Below are 18,355 nucleotides of genomic sequence, written 5' to 3' on the forward strand. Positions count from 1 at the left end.
GCGTCGCCGCCAGCGTGGCGACGACGCCGCTCGTGACGCCGACCAGCAGCGAGATCCGGCCGCCGTAGAGGAACCGGGAGAGCACGTCCCGGCCCAAGTCGTCGGTGCCGAACAGGTGTTCGACCGACGGGGGTGCGAGCGCCTTGCCGACCCCGTAGGCCTCCGGATCGTACGGCGCGATCAGCGGGGCCGCGACGCTGATGAAGACGATCGTCCCCAACAGCAGCGTTCCCAACAGCCCCTTGCGGTTGGTCAGGAACGCCCGCAGGAACCGCCGGAAGCGCTCGAACAGCCGGCTCGAACTCCCGTCGGTCGTCTCCTCGGTCGTGCTCATCTGTTCACCTCCGTCGTTGTCGTCTGTTGCCCAATCATTCGCCGCCTCCGATCCGTGGATCGATGATGGTGTAGAGGATCTCCGCGAGGAACATCGACCCGAGCACCATGACGGCGAGGAAGAAGAACGTCGCCTGGATGACCGGGTAGTCCCGCGCCAACACCGCCTCGAACATCAGCTGTCCCATCCCCGGGTAGCTGAACACGGTCTCGACCAGCACCGCGCCGCCGGCGAGCCGCCCGATCTGGAACCCGAGTTGGGTCAGCACGGGCGGGAACGCCGGCGGGACGGCGTGGCCGAACAGCACCTGTCGTTCGGAGAGTCCCTTGCTCTCGGCGATCTTGATGTAGTTCTCCGGGAGTATGTCGAGCAGGCTCCCCCGCATCAGGAACGTGTAGCCGGCGAGGAAGTACGCCGACATCGTCACCACGGGCAGCACCGTGTGGTACGTCAGGTCGACGAAGTACGCCAAAAACGACGTGTGAGTCGCGCTGCCCGTCGCCCCAGAGATCGGGAAGATCGGGATGACGTAGCCGAAGACGAACACGAGCAGGATCGCGAGCCAGAACGTCGGGATCGAGCGGAAGAACAGCGAGGACTGCGTGATGAACAGGTCCTCGCGCTCCCCGAAGTTCCAGGCCGCGAACGCGCCGAGCGGGATGCCGATCACGACGCTGATGGTGACGCTCGCGCCCATCAGGTACAGCGTCCGCGGCAGCCGCTCGACGATGAGGTCCATGACCGGGGTCGGGTATCGAGCGAACGAGACGCCGAAGTCGCCAGTGAGAGTGTTCGCCAGGTAGAGCAGGAACTGCTCCCAGAGGGGCCTGTTCAGGCCGAACTCCTGGAGGAGTTCCTGCCGGGCTGCCTCCGTGAAGCCCGGGCCGACGAACCGTGTCGTCGGGTCGCCGGGCATCACCCGCGGGATCGCGAAGTTCACCGCGAGGATGGCGGTGAACGCGACGAGGTAGTTCCGGACTCGTGTGGCGATGTACGCTTTCTTCGAAGAGGTGTTTGCCATTCGTTAGAGAGTGGAGGGAGACGCTACTTGGGGTCGAGCTGGACCATCGGGCCAGTCCCGGGTTCGAGCCCGTAGGGGCTCTGCATCCCGTAGCGGGGGATCGGGTTGAAGTTCTCCCACGCGCTGGAGCGCATGCCGTGGAGCAGCTGCGGGTAGTAGAGGACGACCCACGGGAGTTCCTCGGTCAGGATCTCCTGAGCGTCGTAGAGGTGCTGCTGTCGCTGCTCGGGGTCGGTCGCCCGACGCTGCTGGCGCATGAGCTCGTCGAACTCCTCGTTGTGGTACTGGCTGGTGTTGAGCGTCCCCTCCTCCTCGAACACCGGGGAGAGGAACGGGTCGGGGTCGAACCAGACGCGCCAGGTGTTGAGCGTGAGGTCGTAGTCCTGCTCGACGGAGACCTTCTGGGTGTGGGCGTTGGACTCCATCGAGTTGACCTCGACGCTGATGCCGACCTCGCCGAGCTGGCGGGAGAGCACCTCCGCGATGCGCGGCCAGTTCCCCGTGTTCTGGATCGAGAGGACGAGTTCGAGGGGGTCGCCGTCGGGCGTCACCCGGCCGTCACCCTGCTGTTCGTAGCCGTTGTCGGAGAGGATGCTCCGAGCCTGCTCCAGATCGTGGGCGTAGCTGTTCGTGTCCGAGTTGTGGTAGAACTCCAGTCCCGGGGGGACGGGGGAGTAGCCCGGCGTGGCGTAGCCGGCGTTGACCAGCTCCGCGACGGTCTCGCGGTCGACCGCGTACGCCATCGCCTTCCGGAGCGCCTTATCGGAGAGAGGGGCGCGGTTGGTGTTGACGCCGATGTAGGTGACGTACGTCGAGCCGCCCTCGACCACTTGGAGGTTGTTCGCGCTCTCGATCTCTTCGACGTACTGGCCGGGCTGGAGGCGCAGCATGTCGCCGCTGCCCTCCTTCATCGTCAGCACCTGCGAGTCCGTCGAGGAGACGATCTGGATGCTCACGCTGTCGTAGTCGGGCACCTCGCCCCAGTAGTCGTCGTCGACGGAGAAGTTGATGTACTGGTCCTGCTGGCGCTCCTCGAACACGAACGGCCCGCTGCCGATCGGGTTCTCCGTGTTCGAGACGTCGGTGGGGCTGTCGAACTCCGACCAGATGTGCTTCGGAATGATCAGCCCGAGGTCGGCGAGCACCAGCGGCAGCGCCGCGTACGGCTGGGTCAGCGGCGTCGTCACGGTGTGCTCGTCCTCGACGGTGATCTCGCTCGGCTCCGCGATGACGCTCGACAGCGAGCCGAGGTAGGGCCACTCGTACTCCTTGATCGACCGGAACGTGAACGCCACGTCCTCCGCGGTCAGCGGCTCGCCGTCGTGCCAGGTGATCCCGTCCTGAATTGTCCAGGTGTAGGTAGCGCCGTTGTCGGAGGTCTCCCAGTCCTCGGCGACGTGGCCGATGGCCTGCCCCTCGGCGTCGACGCTCGTCAGCGGCTCGTACATCATCCGGGCGGCGTCGTAGTCTGGGATGGTGAGCCACCCGAGCGGGTTGATGTTGTTCACGCCGCCGGGCCAGATGACCGAGAGTTCGTCGTCGGAGGAGCCGCTCCCCCCGGTCGGCGTCCCCTCGGTCGTTCCGGTGCCCTCGCCGCCCGGGTCGCCGGCACAGCCGGCCAGCATCGCCGCGGCGGTGCTCGCGCTCGTCGCCTGCAGGAACCGGCGTCGGTCGAGGTTGATCTCGTCGGTGATGTCGTCGGTCATTGTGTTAATGTTCCTCAGCGGTGGTCGTGGTAGTCGAACTGCGGGACTGCGTGAACTGGTTGGTACACACTGTCACTCAGTACGAGAATACATACCACGTCCGTTAAAGCTGGTTGTGAGCGCTGAATACCTCTGAGCGCTCCGCTAACGGTTGTATGAACTGTTCATATTTGTCCACGGACCGCGACGGCTGGATTCACTCGATCGTCGCGGGAACCCAACGGTCGGAATGCGTTGCGGGGGCGCTCACCACCTCGGGAGTCCCGACAACGAGAGCAATCACCGAACTCGGCGAGAAGTCGAGTCTGTGGACCCGGTAGTCACTCGGAGCGGATAGACAACGTCGAGTTCGTGGAGCACGTTGTCGACCATATGTTGCCACAACTGGCCGCCGACGAGGCGGCGGTGATCGACTGATGCTCGAAGCCACACCACTCCTGCTCCCGGCAGAGCCGTTCCCCCGCGGCATGCTGGCGTACCTGCTCGGCGGCCTGCTCGTGGGCGCCGGCACGGCGGCGATCTACCTCTCGACGGGGATCATCGCCGGCGCGAGTACGTTCCTCGAGTCGACGCTGTCGTACGTCTCGGACGTGGATCGCTTCAACCGCTTCAAGTACGTCCAGTCCCGCGGCTGGCGTCTCGTCTTCACCGCCGGGATCGTCAGCGGCGCCGTACTCTGGGCGTTCGCGCTCGCGCCGGTGCTGGCGACCGCGACGCCCTCGCTCTCCTCGGCGCTCGGGCCGGCAGCGGATCCCGGCGTATGGACGACCGACGTACAGTGGTGGCGGCTGCTCGGCGGGGGTATCCTCGTCGGTATCGGGACCCGCCTCGGCAAGGGGTGTACCTCGGGCCACGGCGTCTGCGGCGTCGGCTCGCTGTCGAACACTTCCTTCGTGAACGTCGCGACGTTCGTCGCGTTCGCGATCGGGACGGCACAGCTGGTGCAGGCCGTGGGGGTGGCGCCGTGAGCGCCGACGACCGCCACCCGCTGTTCCTGCCCGTCATCTACGTCGGCGGGCTGATCTTCGGGCTCGGCCTCGCGATCAGCGGGATGGCCCGGCCGGAGGTCGTGCTCGACTTCCTCCAGTTCGAGGACTTCGGCCTGCTGTTCGTGATGGGCGGCGCCGCGGTCGTAACGGGGGTCGTCTTCGCCGTCGCGACCCGACTGGACGCTACCGCTCCGCTGACCGGGGCCGAGTACACCCGCCGACTGAAGGAGTTCGACAGCAACGTCGTCGTCGGCGGCGTGATCTTCGGCGTCGGGTGGGGCGTCTCGGGCATCTGTCCGGGCGCGGCCTACGCCAGCGTCGGGATCGGGAACCTCCCGATCCTCTGGGCGATCGTCGGGATGTTCGTCGGCGCGTACGTACAGGGCTACGTCCGATCGCGGGGGTCGACCGCCTGAACGACCACGACGACCCATCCGACTCCACTCGTTCGGCAGTAGAATTGTGTGGAGATCACTAAACAAAACAAGAAGACGAGGGGCCATGCTGCCGATTGAACTGGGTGTGCCCGCCGCGGTCGCAGTCGGTACGGACGTCCTCCAGATTCACCATCTCGGGAGCGCGCTCGGCGCGCGGGTCGGCGCGGGCGCGACCGATTTCGTCGACGAGGGCGAGATCGGGAGGTACTTCGCCGCGATGCTGCTCGCCGTCCCGCCAACAAGCTTGGGACGGTGTCAGGATCGAGGCGCTGAACACCCGCAGCACCGTCCCGATCTTCGGCGCCGCGTTCCTCGTCAGCGGCGCCGTCGTGCTGGCTGCGGTCTGCCGGCTCCGCAGAGAGACGAGCGGCACGCTCTGCCGGCTCACGGCCTCGGAGCGCAGTATTGTGTCGTTCACGCAAACGCTTTTACCCGAATGGCCGCTACCGTGAGCCAAGGATGGCGAACTCGATGCGGGAGATGCTCCAGTCGGACATGGAGTGTGAGGGGCTGCTGGAGTGTTTCCACGACCTGAAGGAGATCGACAAGGACGTGTTCCGCCTGCTGAACGAGCGCGGCGAGGGGGTGACCGTCGACGAGATCGCCGACGCCGTCGACCGGGAGCGCTCCACCGCGTACCGCTCGGTCCAGCGGCTGCTCACGGCGGGGTTCATCCAGAAGGAGCAGGTGAACTACGAACAGGGCGGCTACCACCACGTCTACTACCCGCGCGACGCTGAGGAGATCGCCGACGAGATGCAGCGCACGCTGAACGACTGGTACGCGAAGATGGGCCAGCTCATCGGCGAGTTCGGCGAGAAGTACGGCGACGAGCCGGCGGTCGCCGAAAGTTAGAGGTCACGACCCGCGAACAGCCGAGCGCTCGCGGCCACGAGCAGCGCGGTCGCGGCGAGCAACACCGCCGCCCCGAGCAGGTCGTACTCCCCGCTCACGAGCACCGCCGACGGGTCGAGATACCGCGTCGGCGTCACCGCCCCGACCCGGGCGTAGTCGCTCACGTCCAGCACCGACTCGAACAGCCACGAGGCGAACACGAGCGCGATCGCGATCCGGCCCGCGGGCCGGCTCCGACCGATCACGACGCCCAGCAGCAGCCCCACCGCCCCCCAGCACAGCAGGTACGGGACCGAGAGCGCGTGGAGCGCGAGCAGCGCGCCGATCGGGAGCGATTCGCCGACGGCCGCCGCCGCGACGACGAGCACCGGGGGGACTACGGCGTTGGCGACGACGATCGGCACGAGCAGCGCGAGGAAGTTCCCCGAGAGGACGCTCCCCCGGGAGATCGGCGCCGCGAGCAGCGTGTCCATCCGGTCGGTCTCCATATCCCCCGCGATCGAGCCGGCGGCGGTGTAGGCCACGTAGCCCGCGAGGCCGACGAGCCAGCCGAACGTGTAGTACTCGCCGGCGAGCAGCCCCGACAGCGACGCGAGGCTCTCGAACCCCAGCAGTTCGACCAGTACGGGCGGCATCGCGTCGAGCAGGGCCTGCAGCTCCTCGCCGCCGACCAGCTCCGGCCCGACCCAGACGAACAGCGCGCCGTAGGCCGAGAGCAGCGCCGCGACGACGGCGCTGGTCCGCAGGCGCTCCCGCCCCTCGAACCGGGCGACGGTCCACACCGTCGACCGTTCCGGCGCCCTCACGAGAGGTCCACCTCCCGGAACCACGCCGCGCTCGCTACGAGCAGGACGCCCGTCGTGACGAGTAGGATCCCGGCGCCCGCGAGGTCGTACTCGCTCGCGGTCAGGATCGCCGTCGGGTCGTAGTACCGCATCGGCGCGACGGCGCCCAGCCAGTCGAGGTCGGTGCTCGTCGCGATCGTCTCCAGCAGGAACGTCCCGACGACCCCGCCCGCGGCGACGCCCTCGGCGACGACCCGTCCCGGCGCCGTCACCGACGCGAGCGTTCCGAACGCGCCACAGCAGAGGAAGTAGGGGATCGAGAGCGCGTGGACGGCGACGAGGTCTGCGGTCGCGATCGGCTCGCCCACGAACCGCGTGGCGGCGAAGACAGCGACGAACACCGCGACGTTCGCGAGCAGGATCGGGGAGAGGAGGGCGAGGTAGTTCTCCGCCAGCAGGCGCGCCCGGGAGATCGGCGCCGCGAGCAGCGTGTCGATCCGTCCCGTCTCGACGTCGCCGGCGATCGCCCCGCCAGCGGCGTAAGCCACGTACGCCCCGAGGCCGATCAGCCAGAGAAACTGGTAGAGTTCGATCGCGAGGAACCCCTCGATCGTCCCCATCCGCTCGAGGTCGAACGCCTCCACGAACGCCGGCGGGAGCTGTTCGGCCAGCACGGCCATGTCGACCTCGCCGAGCAGCCCCGGCGCGAGCAGCGCCATCAGCGCGGCGAACGCCGCCAGCCCGCCCGCGAGCGCGAGCGAGCCGAGCAGTCGCTTCTCCGCCTCGTAGCGTGCCGTCTCAAGCATCCTCGGCCTCCGCCTCGACCCGTTCGACGGTCTCCTCGGCGTCGGTGTCGTAGAACCGCATGAACACGTCCTCCAGCGGCGCCTCCTCGATGGCGAGGTCACGGAGGTCGTGTTCGAGCAACCTCCGGAGCAACGGCTCGTACCTGCCGGTGTAGGTGAACGAGACGGTGGTGACGCCGTCTTCCCGGCTGGCGTTTTCGTCGTCATCCCACTGGGTCCGACCGCCGACGGTCACGTCGTGGGCGCCCGGGAGGTCGAACGCCCCCTTGTCGGGGCTGTCGCCCAGCGTGACCCGGACCTGCTTGCCGCTGCGGTCCAGCAGCGAGTCGACGGTCGACACTTCGACGAGATGGCCGTCGCGGACGATCCCCACGCGGTCACAGACCTTCCGGACCTCGCTCAGGACGTGCGAGGAGAAGAAGAAGGTCGTCCCGCGCTCGCGCTCGGTCCGGACGAACTCCAGGAACGTCTCCTGTTTCAGGGGGTCCAGCCCCGAGGTGGGCTCGTCCATGATCAGCAGGTCGGGGTCGTGCATGAACGCGAGCACGATCGCGAGCATCTGTCGGTTCCCGCGGGAGTAATCGCCGACGGGGCGATCCAGCGGCGGGTCGAACAGTTCGAGCAGTTCGTCGCTGCGCGTGTCGCCCCGGAGTTCGCCGTGGTACTCCAGCAGCCGTCGGCCGGTGACGCGCTCGTCGAAGCCGGGCTCGCTCGGGAGGTAGCCAACACGAGATCGGGCTTCCCGCAGCGCCTCGGCGTCCTCCACGTCGGCGCCGAGCACCGTCGCCGAGCCCCGAGTGGGCGACTGGAACCCCAGCAGCGTCCGGATGACGGTGGTCTTCCCGGCGCCGTTCGGGCCGAGGAAGCCGAACACCTCCCCCTCCTCGACGGAGAGGGAGAGGTCCTCGATCCCCCGCACGTCGCCGTAGTACTTGGTCAGGCCGTCGGTCCGGATCGCGGGCATTGCCGGGGACGGAGGGGCGGCGACGTGATCAAGATACCGCCGGACGGAGCCTCAGTCGAACGACTTCTCGAACACGAGGATCTCGAGCGTCGTTCCCGGCACGTCGGCGGTCGTCGATCCAACGCGCTCGAAGCCGTTGGCCTCGTAGAACGCGTGTGCCGGCTCCTGTCGGCCGGTCGTCGAGAGGACGAACCGCTCGTACCCGCGCTCGCGAGCGCGGGCCTCGAGTTCGTCGTACATCGCCTGCCCGATCCCCTCGCGGTGGCGGTCGGGGTGGACGTGCATCCGCTTGAGTTCCGCGGCGCCCGCGGGGTCGACGAACTCAGTGACGACGCCTTTCGGCGGCCGGAACGCGCCCGTCGCGACGATCGCCCCGCCGTCCTCGCCGACGAGGAACTCCCCGCCGGCGTCGACGTACTCCGCGAGGATGTCGTCGTCCTCGAGTTCGGGCACGTCCTCGAAGTAGGCGTCGGCCGAGCGGAGGGCGGCCTCGACGGTCTCGTCGACGGCGTCGCGGTCGGCGGGGCGGAAGCGGCGGATCGAGAGGCTCACACCGGCGGTACGTCGTCGGCGCCTTTCGGCCTTCGCTTCGCGGCAGATCGACGGCTCGTGGCTGTCCCGGGTCGGTGCCCACAGGCGCGCTCGCCGGGCCAACCCACGCAGTTCAAGAGTCCCGGCCAGCTACCGCCGGTATGGACGAAGACGAGAGCCACGAACACGTCGTTCCGGGCAGCGAGACCGAGCCCGGCGGCGAGGCGGTGCGGGGCTACGACTTCCGCGGCGAGTTCGACCTGGGCGAGATGCTGGAGGCGTACGCGACGACCGGTTTTCAGGCCACCCACCTCGCCGAGGCGGTCGACATCGCGAAACAGATGCGCGAGGAGGACGCGAAGATCTACCTGACGCTGACGTCGAACATCATCTCCTCGGGGCTGCGGGAGGTCGTCGCCTACCTCGTTCGCGAGGGGTTCGTCGACGTGATCATCACCACCTCCGGCTCGCTGACCGAGGACGTGATCAAGACCGAGAAGCCGTTCAAGATGGGCGAGTGGGACGCCGACGAGGCCGAACTCCGCGAGGAGGGGATCAACCGCCTCGGGAACATCTACGTCCCCTCGGACCGCTACGTCTGGCTCGAAGAGTACCTCTACGACTTCTTCGACGACTTCTTCGCCGAGGAGAAGGTCCGCACGCCGACGGAGTTCTCCCGTGAGCTCGGGAAGACGCTCGACGACCCCGACTCCGTGCTCAAGCAGGCCGCGGACAACGACGTGCCCGTCTACTGCCCGGCGCTCAACGACGCCGAGGTCGGGAACTTCCTCTACTACTACCGCAAGCAGCACGACACCGACATCGGCATCGAGATAATGGCCGACTACGACGACCTGATCGAGAACGGGATGCTCGCGGACACCACCGGGCTGCTGGTCGTCGGCGGCGGCGTCCCCAAACACCACGCGATCATGACGAACCTGTTCCGCGGCGGCGCCGACTACGCCGTCTACATTTCCACCGGGATGGAGGGCGACGGCTCGCTGTCGGGCGCGCCGCCGAACGAGGCCGTCTCGTGGGGGAAGATCAAGGAGGAGGAGACCAACTACACGCAGGTGCAGGCCGAGGCGACGCTCGTGTTCCCGCTGTTGGTGGCGGGGGCGTTTGCAGATACGTAACCGTCGGTACCCAGACCGCCGGGACGGACGGATTTTTGCGCGTTCCGACACCACGTCCGAACATGGACGCTGCAGTGTTCTACGGCGAAGGCGACATCCGCGTGGAGGACCGCCCCGAACCCGAAATCGAGAGCCCGACGGACGCCGTCGTCCGGGTGACCCACACCGCGGTCTGCGGCTCTGACCTCTGGCCCTATCGCGGCTATCAGGACCGCGAAGCGGGAACGGGGATCGGCCACGAGCCGATGGGGATCGTCGAGGCGGTCGGCGACGACGTGACCAGCGTCGAGCCGGGCGACCGCGTGTTCGGCCCGTTCTCGACGAGCTGCGGGGAGTGTGAGTTCTGCCGGAAGGGGCTGCACACCTCCTGTGTCGAGGGCGGCGGCTGGACAGGCCCGAACAGCGGTGCACAGGCCGAGTACGTCCACACCGAACACGCCGACGGCACGCTGATCCGCGTGCCCGACCGTCACGCCGACGACGAGGAGACCCTGCGGTCGCTGCTCCCGCTGACCGACGTGATGTGCACGGGCCACCACGCCGCCGTCAGCGCGGGCGTCGAGGCCGGCGACACCGCGGTCGTGATCGGCGACGGCGCGGTCGGGCTGTGTGGCGTCGCGGCCGCCAAGCGGCTGGGCGCCGAGCGCGTGATCGCGATGGGCCACCACGAGGACCGCCTCGAGATCGCCGAGGAACTGGGCGCGACCGACACGATCGCTGCCCGCGGTGAGGAGGCCGTCGAGCGCGCCAAAGAGCTCACCCACGGCGGCGCGAACCACGTGATGGAGTGCGTCGGCGCGCAGTCGTCGATGGAGACCGCCTTCGAGGTCGCCCGCCCCGGCGGCACCGTGGGCTACGTCGGCGTCCCCAGCGGCGTCGAGAACGCCGAGTTCATCGGCACCGCGTTCGGGAAGAACGTGAGCCTCGAGGGCGGCGTCGCGCCCGTCCGGGCGTACGCCGAGGAACTGATGGCCGACGTGCTGCAGGGGACGCTCGACCCCTCGCCGGTGTTCACGAAGGAGGTCGACCTGCGGGACATCGATGAGGGGTACCGCGCGATGGACGAGCGCGACGCGGTGAAAGTGTTAGTGAAGCCGTAGCGTCCGATCCGACGGGCCAGAGTTAACTTCGCGTCGTACACAACGGCCAGTAGAGCAATGACCAACAGGTACGTCGTCGACCACGGGAGCGTCGGGCCGGCCGGGGGCGGCGCCGGCTGCCGCGAAGGGGGGGACCGACATGGTTGACCCCGTCGCGGCGAGCCGGCTCCAGTTCGCCGTCACGACGATCGTCCACATCATCTTCCCCGTGATGAGCATGGGGCTCGCACCGTTTCTGATCTACTTCACCTGGAAGGAGATCCGGACCGGCGAGGCGGTCTACGAGCAGCTACGGCGGTTCTGGGTCAAGATCTTCGCGGTCAGCTTCGTCGTCGGCACCGTCACCGGGCTCGTGCTGGAGTTCGAGTTCGGCACCAACTTCGCGGCGTTCTCGACGTTCGCCGGCGAGCTGTTCGGCGGCCCGCTGGCGACGGAGGGGATGATGGCGTTCATGCTCGAGGCGACGTTCCTCGGCATCTTCCTCTACGGCCGCGAGCGCGTCTCGGACACGTTCTACTTCCTCACCAGCGTCGCGGTCGGGCTGGGGACGTGGCTCTCGGCGGTGTGGATCCTGATCGCCAACTCCTGGATGCAGACTCCGCGGGGGTACGAGCTCGTCAACGAGGGCGGGCAGGAGGTCGTCCACCTCACGGATCCGATGGCGGCGTACCTCAACCCCCGGTTCCAGTACATGTTCATCCACATGCAGAACTCGGCGGTGGAGTCGGTCGCGCTCTTTATGGCCGGCGTCGCCGCCTACTTCGTGTACAAACACCACGTCCGGGGCGACGAGGTGGAGAACGCGGCGTTCTGGGTGAAGACGCTCAAGATCGCGATCGTCGCGCTCGTGATCACCGCCCCGCTGCAGGTGCTCCACGGCGACCTGTACGCCCGGCACGTGTACGAGACCCAGCCACAGAAGTTCGCCGCGATGGAGGCGCTGTGGGAGACGGACACGTACGTCCCGGAGTACATCATCGCGTTCCCGACCGATCCTTCGCACATCCTCGACCCGCGGGCGAAGGAGCTGTTCGGGATCGGCATCCCCGGCGGCGCGTCGTGGCTCGCCAGCGGCGGGAACCCGCAGGCGGAGATCCGCGGGCTGAACTCCTTCGAGGCGGCGGCGCCGCCGGTGGCGATCGTGTTCTGGGCGTTCCGCATCATGGTCGGCCTCGGCTTCTGGTTCATCCTGCTGGCGTTCTGGGCGGCGTTCCGCTGGTACCGCGGGGATCTGGTCGACGACGACCTGCTCCACAAGGCGTTCATGGGCTCGTCGCTGCTGGGGATCGTCGCCGTCGAGACGGGCTGGATCGTCACCGAGGTCGGCCGCCAGCCGTGGCTGATTCAGGACGTGTTGTTGACCGAGCAGGGCGTCTCGACGAACTTGACCGGCGCGGAGGCGACGTTCACCCTTGCGGGCTTCGTCGGCGGCTACGCGCTGCTGTTGGTGCTGTACACCTACGTGATCCGGCGGATCATCAAGCACGGCCCGCCCGAGATCGACGAGGGGAGCGTCGAGCGCGACGCGGGCACGGACGCCCCGCCGGAAGCGGAGGTGAGCGTCGATGATTGACCTCGCCGGCGAGCCGTTGTTCGGGCTGCCGCTGCCCGCGATCTGGTTCGGGCTCGTGTTCTTCGTGCTGGGGATGTTCCTCTTCCTCGACGGGTTCGACTTCGGGATCGGCATCCTGTTCGCGACCCGCGAGGACGACCACGAGAAGGAGACGCTGCTGGCCGCGATCGGCCCGTTCTGGGACGGCAACGAGGTGTGGCTGGTGGTGTTCGGCGGCGCGCTGTTCGCCGCCTTCCCGTCGGTGTACGCCAACCTGTTCAGCCGCTACTACCTGCTGATGTTCGCGATCCTGGCCGCGCTCGGACTCAGAGGGCTCGCCCCGGAGATGTACGAGGAGCGCGAGGACGAGCAGTGGCGGCGCTACTGGGGCTACTCCTTCGTCGCCGGCAGCGCGCTGACGCCGTTCCTGCTCGGGATGTTCGCGATCAACTGGCTCACCGGTGTCGGCGGCATCGTCTCGATCCCGGGACTGCTCGGCGGCCTCGCGGTCGGCGGGCTGACCGTCGCCGACGGGGCTGCCTTCCTCGGGCTGAAGACCCGCGGCTCGCTCCGGGACGACGCCAGCCGGTACGGGATCCGCGCGGTCGCCGCCTACGTCGGCCTCGTCGCGCTCACGCTCGCGGCGGTGTACGTCACCACGCCCGGCCTGCAGTCGGCGCTGCTCTCGGCCCCCGTGATCGGGCTGGTGCTGCTGTCGATCGCGCTGGCCGCGGGCTACGTCGTCGCCACGCGGCAGGGGCAGTACCACGTCGCGTTCGCGACGGTCGCGGGGCTGGTCGCCGCGCTGGTCGGCGTGATCGCCACGGCGATGTTCCCCGCGATCGACCGTGCGGCCGGCATCCCCGTCTCGGAGGGGATCGTCTCGACCCTGCCGCTGAACCTGATGACGATCATGATGGCATTCCTGCTACCGATCGTGCTGTCGTACTTCGGCGTGCTCTACTCCGTGTTCAGCGGCCCGATCGACGCGGAGGCGTCGTATGGCTGAGGCCGACGCCGCGTCGGAGTCCCCGAGCCTCGGCTCCCGGATCGTCGTGACGTGGGCGGAGCTCACCGTCGTCGGCCTCGCCGGCGGGGTCCTCGGCACCACCGTCGGCGGCCCGCCCGCGCTGGTCGTCTACTTCGCGACCACGCTGCTCTCGGTCGGCATCCTGCTGTACAACGTGAACGAACTGGTGCAGCGGTCGATCGACGCTCGGCTGGGCGCCGGCGGGTAGTCCGGGCCGGGTGGAGTTCGTGCCCGGGCCGGGATTCTCGGGATGTTTGGAAATTGTGACTGACCGGTCGGCCACGGTCGTTTATCTCCTCCCCCCTCCAACGCCGACGTGATGGAACTGCGGCGGGTCGTCCGGGGGAGTCCGGACTGGGAGCGGATCGAGACGGTCGTTCGCGAGCTCGCCGAGCGGTACGACCGCGAGTCGGTCCACGTGCGGTTTCTCGACGCCGACAACTGGCTCTCGACGCCGCTGGTGCTCGACGGCGAGTACTTCGTGAAGCTGGTGACCGAGCAGAACTCCTTGGTCCACGCGCTGTTCACCGCGACCCGGAACCTCGGGGCGTTCTCCTCGGGGACGGAGGGGTTTTTCGGCCACTACGGCACCCCCTACCAGATGGCCGAACACGAACTGGAGGCGACCGAGCGCCTGCGCGAGGTGGGCGTGAACGCCCCCGAGCCGATCGAGGCGCTGGAGGTCGAGGGGATGGGGGTGCTGGTGATGGAGTACATCCCCGCCTTCGACACGCTCGACGAACTCGACGAGGCGCGGGAGCGCGAACTCGCCCCCGACGTGTTCGCGGCGCTCCGCCGGATGCACGACCACGGGCTGGCCCACGGCGACCTGCGCGCGGAGAACGTGCTCGTGGTCGATGGGGAGATCTACGTCATCGACGCCACCAACGTCCGGGAGGACGAGAGCGGCGGAGCGACGATGGCCGCCGCGCGGTCCTACGACCTCGCGTGTGCGCTCGCGGCGCTGGAACCGCTGATCGGCGCGAAGGCCGCCGTCGGCGCGGCGCTCGAACACTACGACGAGAGCGAACTGCTGGCGGCCCGGGAGTTCCTCGACTTCGTCTCGGTTCGCCCGGACCACACGTTCGCGGCGACGGCGCTGAAGGGCGAGATCGAGACGCGGGCGGGCGAGGCCGAGCGCGGCCGGTAGCGTTTACACCACGGACGTGACGAGCAGAACGGTCCCGCCGACGGTCAGCGCTGCTCCGAGCCGTCGCGGGGTGACCGTGCCCTCCTCGTCCGCTCCGAGGACGTTTACCGGCTTTATCAGGAGCAGAACGCCGACGACCACTGCGGTCGCCGGGAAACTGTCGCCGATCCCGACTCGGGACGTTTCGAGGGTGAGAAACGCGATACCGACGAAGATGGCGCCGACGGCGAACGCCCGTGCGCCCGGCGTCACGTCGTCAGAGCTGAAGGCGACGAAGATCGCGGCAGGCCACCACCACATGAGGATCCCGAGGCCGGCCCAGAACGCGCCGAACAGCAGTCCGACTGCCATACGCCGAGCGCACAGACGGCTCCACAATAAGTCATCTGGCATCGACGCCCCGCCGACGGCGTTCCGACCAGCCACTCGGTTCCCGCCGACGCCAACCACCGACCGGCAGGGTTTTTCACGCAGACGCCCCCACTCTCCGTACACATGAGCAGCGAACCCTACAAGCACTACATCGACGGCGAGTGGGTCGAGGGCACCGGCAGCGAGACGTTCACCAGCGAGAACCCCGCCAACGGCGAGACGCTCGGGGAGTTCCACCGCGGCACCGAGGACGACGTCGACGAGGCGATCGCCGCCGCCGACGAGGCGTTCGAGGAGTGGAAGGAGCTCTCCCACATCGACCGCGCGGAGTACCTCTGGGACATCTACCACGAGCTCAAGGAGCGTCACGAGGAGCTCGGCGAGATCGTCACCAAGGAGTGCGGCAAGGAGATCTCCGAGGGCAAAGCCGACGTGACCGAGGCGTGGCACATGGTCGAGTGGGCCGCCGGCGACGCCCGCCACCCCAAGGGCGACGTCGTTCCCTCCGAGATCGCGAGCAAGGACGCCTACATGCGGCGCAAGCCCCGCGGCGTCGTCGGCTGTATCACGCCGTGGAACTTCCCGGTCGCGATCCCGTTCTGGCACATGGCCGTCTCGCTGGTCGAGGGCAACACCGTCGTCTGGAAGCCCGCCGAGCAGACGCCGTGGTGCGGCCAGATCATCGCCGAGATGTTCGAGGAGTCGGGCATCCCGGACGGCGTGTTCAACATGGTCCAAGGGTTCGGCGACGCCGGCGCGGCGATCACCGACGACGGCCGGATCGACACCGTCCTCTTCACTGGCAGCGCGGAGGTCGGCCACGAGATCGCCTCCAAGGTCGGCGGCGAGCCCGGTAAGCTGGTCGCCGCCGAGATGGGCGGGAAGAACAACATCGTGATCACCGAGGAGGCGGACCTCGACGTGGCGGTCCACTCGGCGGTCATGTCCAGCTTCAAGACGACCGGCCAGCGCTGTGTCTCCTCCGAGCGGCTCGTCGTCCACGAGGACGTGTACGACGAGTTCAAGGAGCGCTTCGTCGAGAACGCGAAGAAGGTCGCCGTCGGCGACCCGCTCGACGAGAACACGTTCATGGGGCCGCTGATCGAGGAGGAGCACAAGGAGAAGGTCTCGAAGTACAACCAACTCGCGAAGGACGAGGGCGTGAACGTGCTCGTCGACCGCGAGGAACTCGACGACGACGAGATCCCCGACGGTCACGAGGACGGCCACTGGGTCGGCCCGTTCGTCTACGAGGCCGATCCCCACGAGGACCTGCGCTGCACTCACGAGGAAGTGTTCGGCCCGCACGTGGCGCTGCTGAAGTACAGCGGCGACATCGAGGACGCCGTCGAGATCCACAACGACACCGAGTACGGCCTCGCCGGCGCCATCATCTCGGAGGACTACCGGCAGATCAACTACTACCGCGACAACGCCGAGGTCGGGCTGGCCTACGGCAACCTCCCCTGCATCGGCGCGGAGGTCCAACTCCCCTTCGGCGGCGTGAAGAAGTCCGGCAACGGCTACCCCAGCGCGCGTGAGGTCATCGAGGCCGTCACCGAGCGCACCGCCTGGACCCTGAACAACTCGAAGGAGATCGAGATGGCACAGGGGCTGAGCGCGGATATCAAGACCAGCGACGACTGACGCCGCCGGTGCGCGTTCGAGCGCGCCTTCCCGTTGCTGTCGGACCGTAACAGATTCACCCCCGCCTTTTTGCCGCCACGCCCTCTCCCCTACGGCGAACAGCGATGGACGAGTTCGGCGGCGCGATCCGTGTCCTCCACGTCGACGACGACCGGGATCTCGCGGCTCTGACCGCGACGTTTCTCGAACGGGAGAACGACCGGATCTCCGTCGAGACGGCCGCGGACGCCGACGAAGCGCTCGAACGGATCGGCGAGGACGTCGACTGCGTCGTCGCCGACTACGAGCTACCGGGTCGGTCCGGGATCGAACTGCTCGAAGCCGTACGCGCCGACTACCCCGACCTTCCCTTCGTCCTCTACACGGGGAAGGGGAGCGAGGAGATCGCCAGCGACGCCATCTCCGCGGGCGTCACCGACTACCTCCAGAAGGACAGCGGCACCGGCCAGTACGCGGTGCTGGCCAACCGTATCGTCAACGCCGTCGAGGCCGCCCGCTCCGAGCAGTTGCTCACCCGTCGGACCCGGCGGCTGGAGCGCCTGATCGACACCCTCCCGGGGATGGTCTACCGCTGCCGGAACGAGCCCGACTGGCCGATGGAGACCGTCGAGGGCGAGGTCGAGGAACTGACCGGCTACGACGCCGAGGCGCTGGAGCGCGGCGACGTGGTCTGGGGGGAAGAGGTCATCCACCCCGCGGACCGCGAGGAGATGTGGGAGCGGGTGCAGTCGTCGATCGACGACCGGGGGACGTTCGAGGTGAACTACCGGATCCGGACCCGCGACGGCGAGACGCGCTGGGTGTGGGAGCGCGGCCGCGGCGCGTACGAGGACGGCGAACTGGTCGCCATCGAGGGGTTCATCACCGACGTGACCGAGCGCGAGCGCCGGGAGAACCGCTTGGCGGAGACCACCGCGCGGCTGGAGGCGCTGTTCGAGCAGTCGCCGGACATGATCAACGTCCACGACGTCGAGGGGACGATCTACGAACCCAACGCCCGACTGTGTGAGAAGACCGGCTACGACCGCGAGGAGCTGATCGGGATGAAGGTCTGGGAGGTCGACTGCTCGATCGATTCCGAGTCGGCCGCCGAAATCTGGCAACGCATGGAGCCGGGCGACAGCCGCCGGTTCGAGGGGAACTACGAGCGGGCCGACGGCTCGACGTTCCCCGTCGAGGTACACATCCGGCGCATCGCCACCGACGACGAGCCGCTGTTCGCGGTGATCAGCCGGGACATCTCGGCGCGGAAGGAACGGGAGCGTCGGCTCGAACGGTTCGCCTCGATCGTCTCTCACGACCTGCGAAACCCCCTGAACGTCGCGGAGGGGCGGCTCGAACTGGCCGCCGAGGAGTGTGACAGCGAGCACCTCGAACACGTCGCCGACGCCCACGAGCGGATGAACGCGCTGATCGACAGCCTCCTCACCCTCGCCCGGGAGGGCGAGTTCGTGACCGACCCGGAGCCGGTCGAGATAGCCGAGGAGGCGGCGAACGCGTGGGCGGGCGTCGTCACCGGCGACGCCGAACTGCGACTGCCCGCGGAGGGAACGGTGGTGGCCGACCGGAGCCGGCTCGCACAGCTGTTCGAGAACCTCTTCCGCAACGCCGTCGAGCACGGCGCCCCGGGGGTCACCATCACCGTCGGCGACCTCGACGGCGGCTTCTTCGTCGCGGACGACGGGCCGGGCGTCCCAGAGAGCGAACGCGAATCGGTGTTCGAGACGGGCTACACCACCGGCGACGGGACAGGGTTCGGCCTCGCGATCGTCGAGCAGGTGGCCGAGGCCCACGACTGGTCGGTCCGGCTCGTCGGGAGCGAGGACGGCGGGGCGCGCTTCGAGTTCACCGGCGTCGACGAGCCCTGACTCACGCCTCCACGTCCAGCACCGCCGCCATCACTCGGCTCTCGGCTTTCCGTAGGTGCTCGGCGGCGG

Annotated in this window: 19 protein-coding genes and 1 pseudogene; 11 read left to right on the top strand and 9 right to left on the bottom strand. The window is 68.2% G+C overall.

From position 1 onward, the window contains the following. The 3 genes and pseudogenes from ACFR9S_RS09425 to ACFR9S_RS09435 form a co-directional block, all read right to left on the bottom strand. Positions 1–334: pseudogene (locus tag ACFR9S_RS09425) on the bottom strand (ABC transporter permease); the annotation flags it as partial. A gap of 34 nt (positions 335–368) precedes the next feature. After that, the gene (locus ACFR9S_RS09430; protein WP_379730749.1) at positions 369–1,355 is read right to left on the bottom strand and encodes an ABC transporter permease; all 987 of its coding nucleotides are present in this window, start codon (positions 1,353–1,355) and stop codon (positions 369–371) included. Positions 1,356–1,378: 23 nt separating this feature from the next. Beyond that, on the bottom strand, positions 1,379–3,061 hold the full coding sequence (locus ACFR9S_RS09435; protein WP_379730751.1) for an ABC transporter substrate-binding protein: 1,683 nt from the start codon (positions 3,059–3,061) through the stop codon (positions 1,379–1,381). A gap of 416 nt (positions 3,062–3,477) precedes the next feature. Here ACFR9S_RS09435 and ACFR9S_RS09440 point away from each other — a divergent pair, with 416 nt between their 5' ends. Together ACFR9S_RS09440 and ACFR9S_RS09445 are read left to right on the top strand one after the other, a co-directional pair. Beyond that, a complete protein-coding gene (locus ACFR9S_RS09440; RefSeq protein WP_379730752.1) occupies positions 3,478–4,029 on the top strand; it encodes a YeeE/YedE family protein in 552 nt (183 codons plus the stop codon). Then, positions 4,026–4,466: a DUF6691 family protein gene (locus ACFR9S_RS09445; RefSeq protein WP_379730753.1), complete on the top strand. Its 441-nt coding sequence runs from the start codon at positions 4,026–4,028 to the stop codon at positions 4,464–4,466. The genes ACFR9S_RS09440 and ACFR9S_RS09445 overlap by 4 nt, the downstream gene beginning before the upstream one ends. Before the next feature lie 58 nt (positions 4,467–4,524). Here ACFR9S_RS09445 and ACFR9S_RS09450 read toward each other — a convergent pair whose 3' ends face one another. Then, the gene (locus ACFR9S_RS09450; RefSeq protein ID WP_379818495.1) at positions 4,525–4,905 is read right to left on the bottom strand and encodes a hypothetical protein; all 381 of its coding nucleotides are present in this window, start codon (positions 4,903–4,905) and stop codon (positions 4,525–4,527) included. 41 nt (positions 4,906–4,946) lie between these two features. Between ACFR9S_RS09450 and ACFR9S_RS09455 the strand changes: the two genes are divergently transcribed. Then, positions 4,947–5,342, top strand: a complete 396-nt coding sequence (locus ACFR9S_RS09455; RefSeq protein ID WP_379730755.1) for a helix-turn-helix domain-containing protein — start codon at positions 4,947–4,949, stop codon at positions 5,340–5,342. Here ACFR9S_RS09455 and ACFR9S_RS09460 read toward each other — a convergent pair. The 4 genes from ACFR9S_RS09460 to ACFR9S_RS09475 are packed head-to-tail and all read right to left on the bottom strand — an operon-like array spanning position 5,339 to position 8,449. After that, positions 5,339–6,148, bottom strand: coding sequence for an ABC transporter permease subunit (locus tag ACFR9S_RS09460; protein WP_379818496.1), 810 nt, complete (start codon positions 6,146–6,148; stop codon positions 5,339–5,341). The genes ACFR9S_RS09455 and ACFR9S_RS09460 overlap by 4 nt on opposite strands. Continuing rightward, positions 6,145–6,933, bottom strand: a complete 789-nt coding sequence (locus tag ACFR9S_RS09465; RefSeq protein WP_379730757.1) for an ABC transporter permease subunit — start codon at positions 6,931–6,933, stop codon at positions 6,145–6,147. The genes ACFR9S_RS09460 and ACFR9S_RS09465 overlap by 4 nt, the downstream gene beginning before the upstream one ends. Next, a complete protein-coding gene (locus tag ACFR9S_RS09470; RefSeq protein ID WP_379730758.1) occupies positions 6,926–7,897 on the bottom strand; it encodes an ABC transporter ATP-binding protein in 972 nt (323 codons plus the stop codon). The genes ACFR9S_RS09465 and ACFR9S_RS09470 overlap by 8 nt, the downstream gene beginning before the upstream one ends. A gap of 51 nt (positions 7,898–7,948) precedes the next feature. Beyond that, positions 7,949–8,449 (bottom strand): GNAT family N-acetyltransferase, encoded by a 501-nt coding sequence (locus ACFR9S_RS09475; protein ID WP_379818497.1) that lies wholly within the window; start codon positions 8,447–8,449, stop codon positions 7,949–7,951. Positions 8,450–8,589: 140 nt separating this feature from the next. On the opposite strand from ACFR9S_RS09475, the gene ACFR9S_RS09480 reads away from it, so the two are divergent. The 6 genes from ACFR9S_RS09480 to ACFR9S_RS09505 all read left to right on the top strand — a co-directional run bounded on the left by ACFR9S_RS09480 (position 8,590) and on the right by ACFR9S_RS09505 (position 14,399). Beyond that, positions 8,590–9,567 carry a deoxyhypusine synthase gene (locus ACFR9S_RS09480; RefSeq protein WP_379730760.1) on the top strand — a complete coding sequence of 326 codons (978 nt, stop codon included), beginning with the start codon at positions 8,590–8,592 and terminating at the stop codon, positions 9,565–9,567. Positions 9,568–9,629: 62 nt separating this feature from the next. Next, positions 9,630–10,667, top strand: a complete 1,038-nt coding sequence (locus ACFR9S_RS09485; RefSeq protein ID WP_379818498.1) for a zinc-dependent alcohol dehydrogenase family protein — start codon at positions 9,630–9,632, stop codon at positions 10,665–10,667. Positions 10,668–10,806: 139 nt separating this feature from the next. Further along, positions 10,807–12,240 (top strand): cytochrome ubiquinol oxidase subunit I, encoded by a 1,434-nt coding sequence (locus tag ACFR9S_RS09490; RefSeq protein WP_379732413.1) that lies wholly within the window; start codon positions 10,807–10,809, stop codon positions 12,238–12,240. After that, complete coding sequence (gene cydB / locus ACFR9S_RS09495) at positions 12,233–13,228, top strand: cytochrome d ubiquinol oxidase subunit II (RefSeq protein ID WP_379818500.1); 996 nt, start codon at positions 12,233–12,235, stop codon at positions 13,226–13,228. The genes ACFR9S_RS09490 and cydB overlap by 8 nt, the downstream gene beginning before the upstream one ends. Continuing rightward, positions 13,221–13,457, top strand: coding sequence for a hypothetical protein (locus ACFR9S_RS09500; protein ID WP_379730939.1), 237 nt, complete (start codon positions 13,221–13,223; stop codon positions 13,455–13,457). Before cydB ends, ACFR9S_RS09500 begins: the two co-directional genes overlap by 8 nt. Positions 13,458–13,568: 111 nt before the next feature. Next, positions 13,569–14,399: an RIO1 family regulatory kinase/ATPase domain-containing protein gene (locus ACFR9S_RS09505; RefSeq protein ID WP_379730940.1), complete on the top strand. Its 831-nt coding sequence runs from the start codon at positions 13,569–13,571 to the stop codon at positions 14,397–14,399. Between the two features lie 3 nt (positions 14,400–14,402). On the opposite strand, the gene ACFR9S_RS09510 is transcribed toward ACFR9S_RS09505, so the two are convergent. Further along, positions 14,403–14,750 carry a hypothetical protein gene (locus ACFR9S_RS09510; RefSeq protein WP_379730941.1) on the bottom strand — a complete coding sequence of 116 codons (348 nt, stop codon included), beginning with the start codon at positions 14,748–14,750 and terminating at the stop codon, positions 14,403–14,405. 144 nt (positions 14,751–14,894) lie between these two features. On the opposite strand from ACFR9S_RS09510, the gene ACFR9S_RS09515 reads away from it, so the two are divergent. Both ACFR9S_RS09515 and ACFR9S_RS09520 read left to right on the top strand, forming a co-directional pair. Beyond that, a complete protein-coding gene (locus tag ACFR9S_RS09515; RefSeq protein WP_379730942.1) occupies positions 14,895–16,418 on the top strand; it encodes an aldehyde dehydrogenase family protein in 1,524 nt (507 codons plus the stop codon). 104 nt (positions 16,419–16,522) lie between these two features. Further along, complete coding sequence (locus ACFR9S_RS09520; protein ID WP_379730943.1) at positions 16,523–18,286, top strand: hybrid sensor histidine kinase/response regulator; 1,764 nt, start codon at positions 16,523–16,525, stop codon at positions 18,284–18,286. Positions 18,287–18,355: the final 69 nt, after the last annotated feature.

Origin of the sequence: Halolamina salina (assembly GCF_042678005.1) — an archaeon.
GTDB classification, from domain to species: Archaea; Halobacteriota; Halobacteria; order Halobacteriales; family Haloferacaceae; genus Halolamina; species Halolamina salina.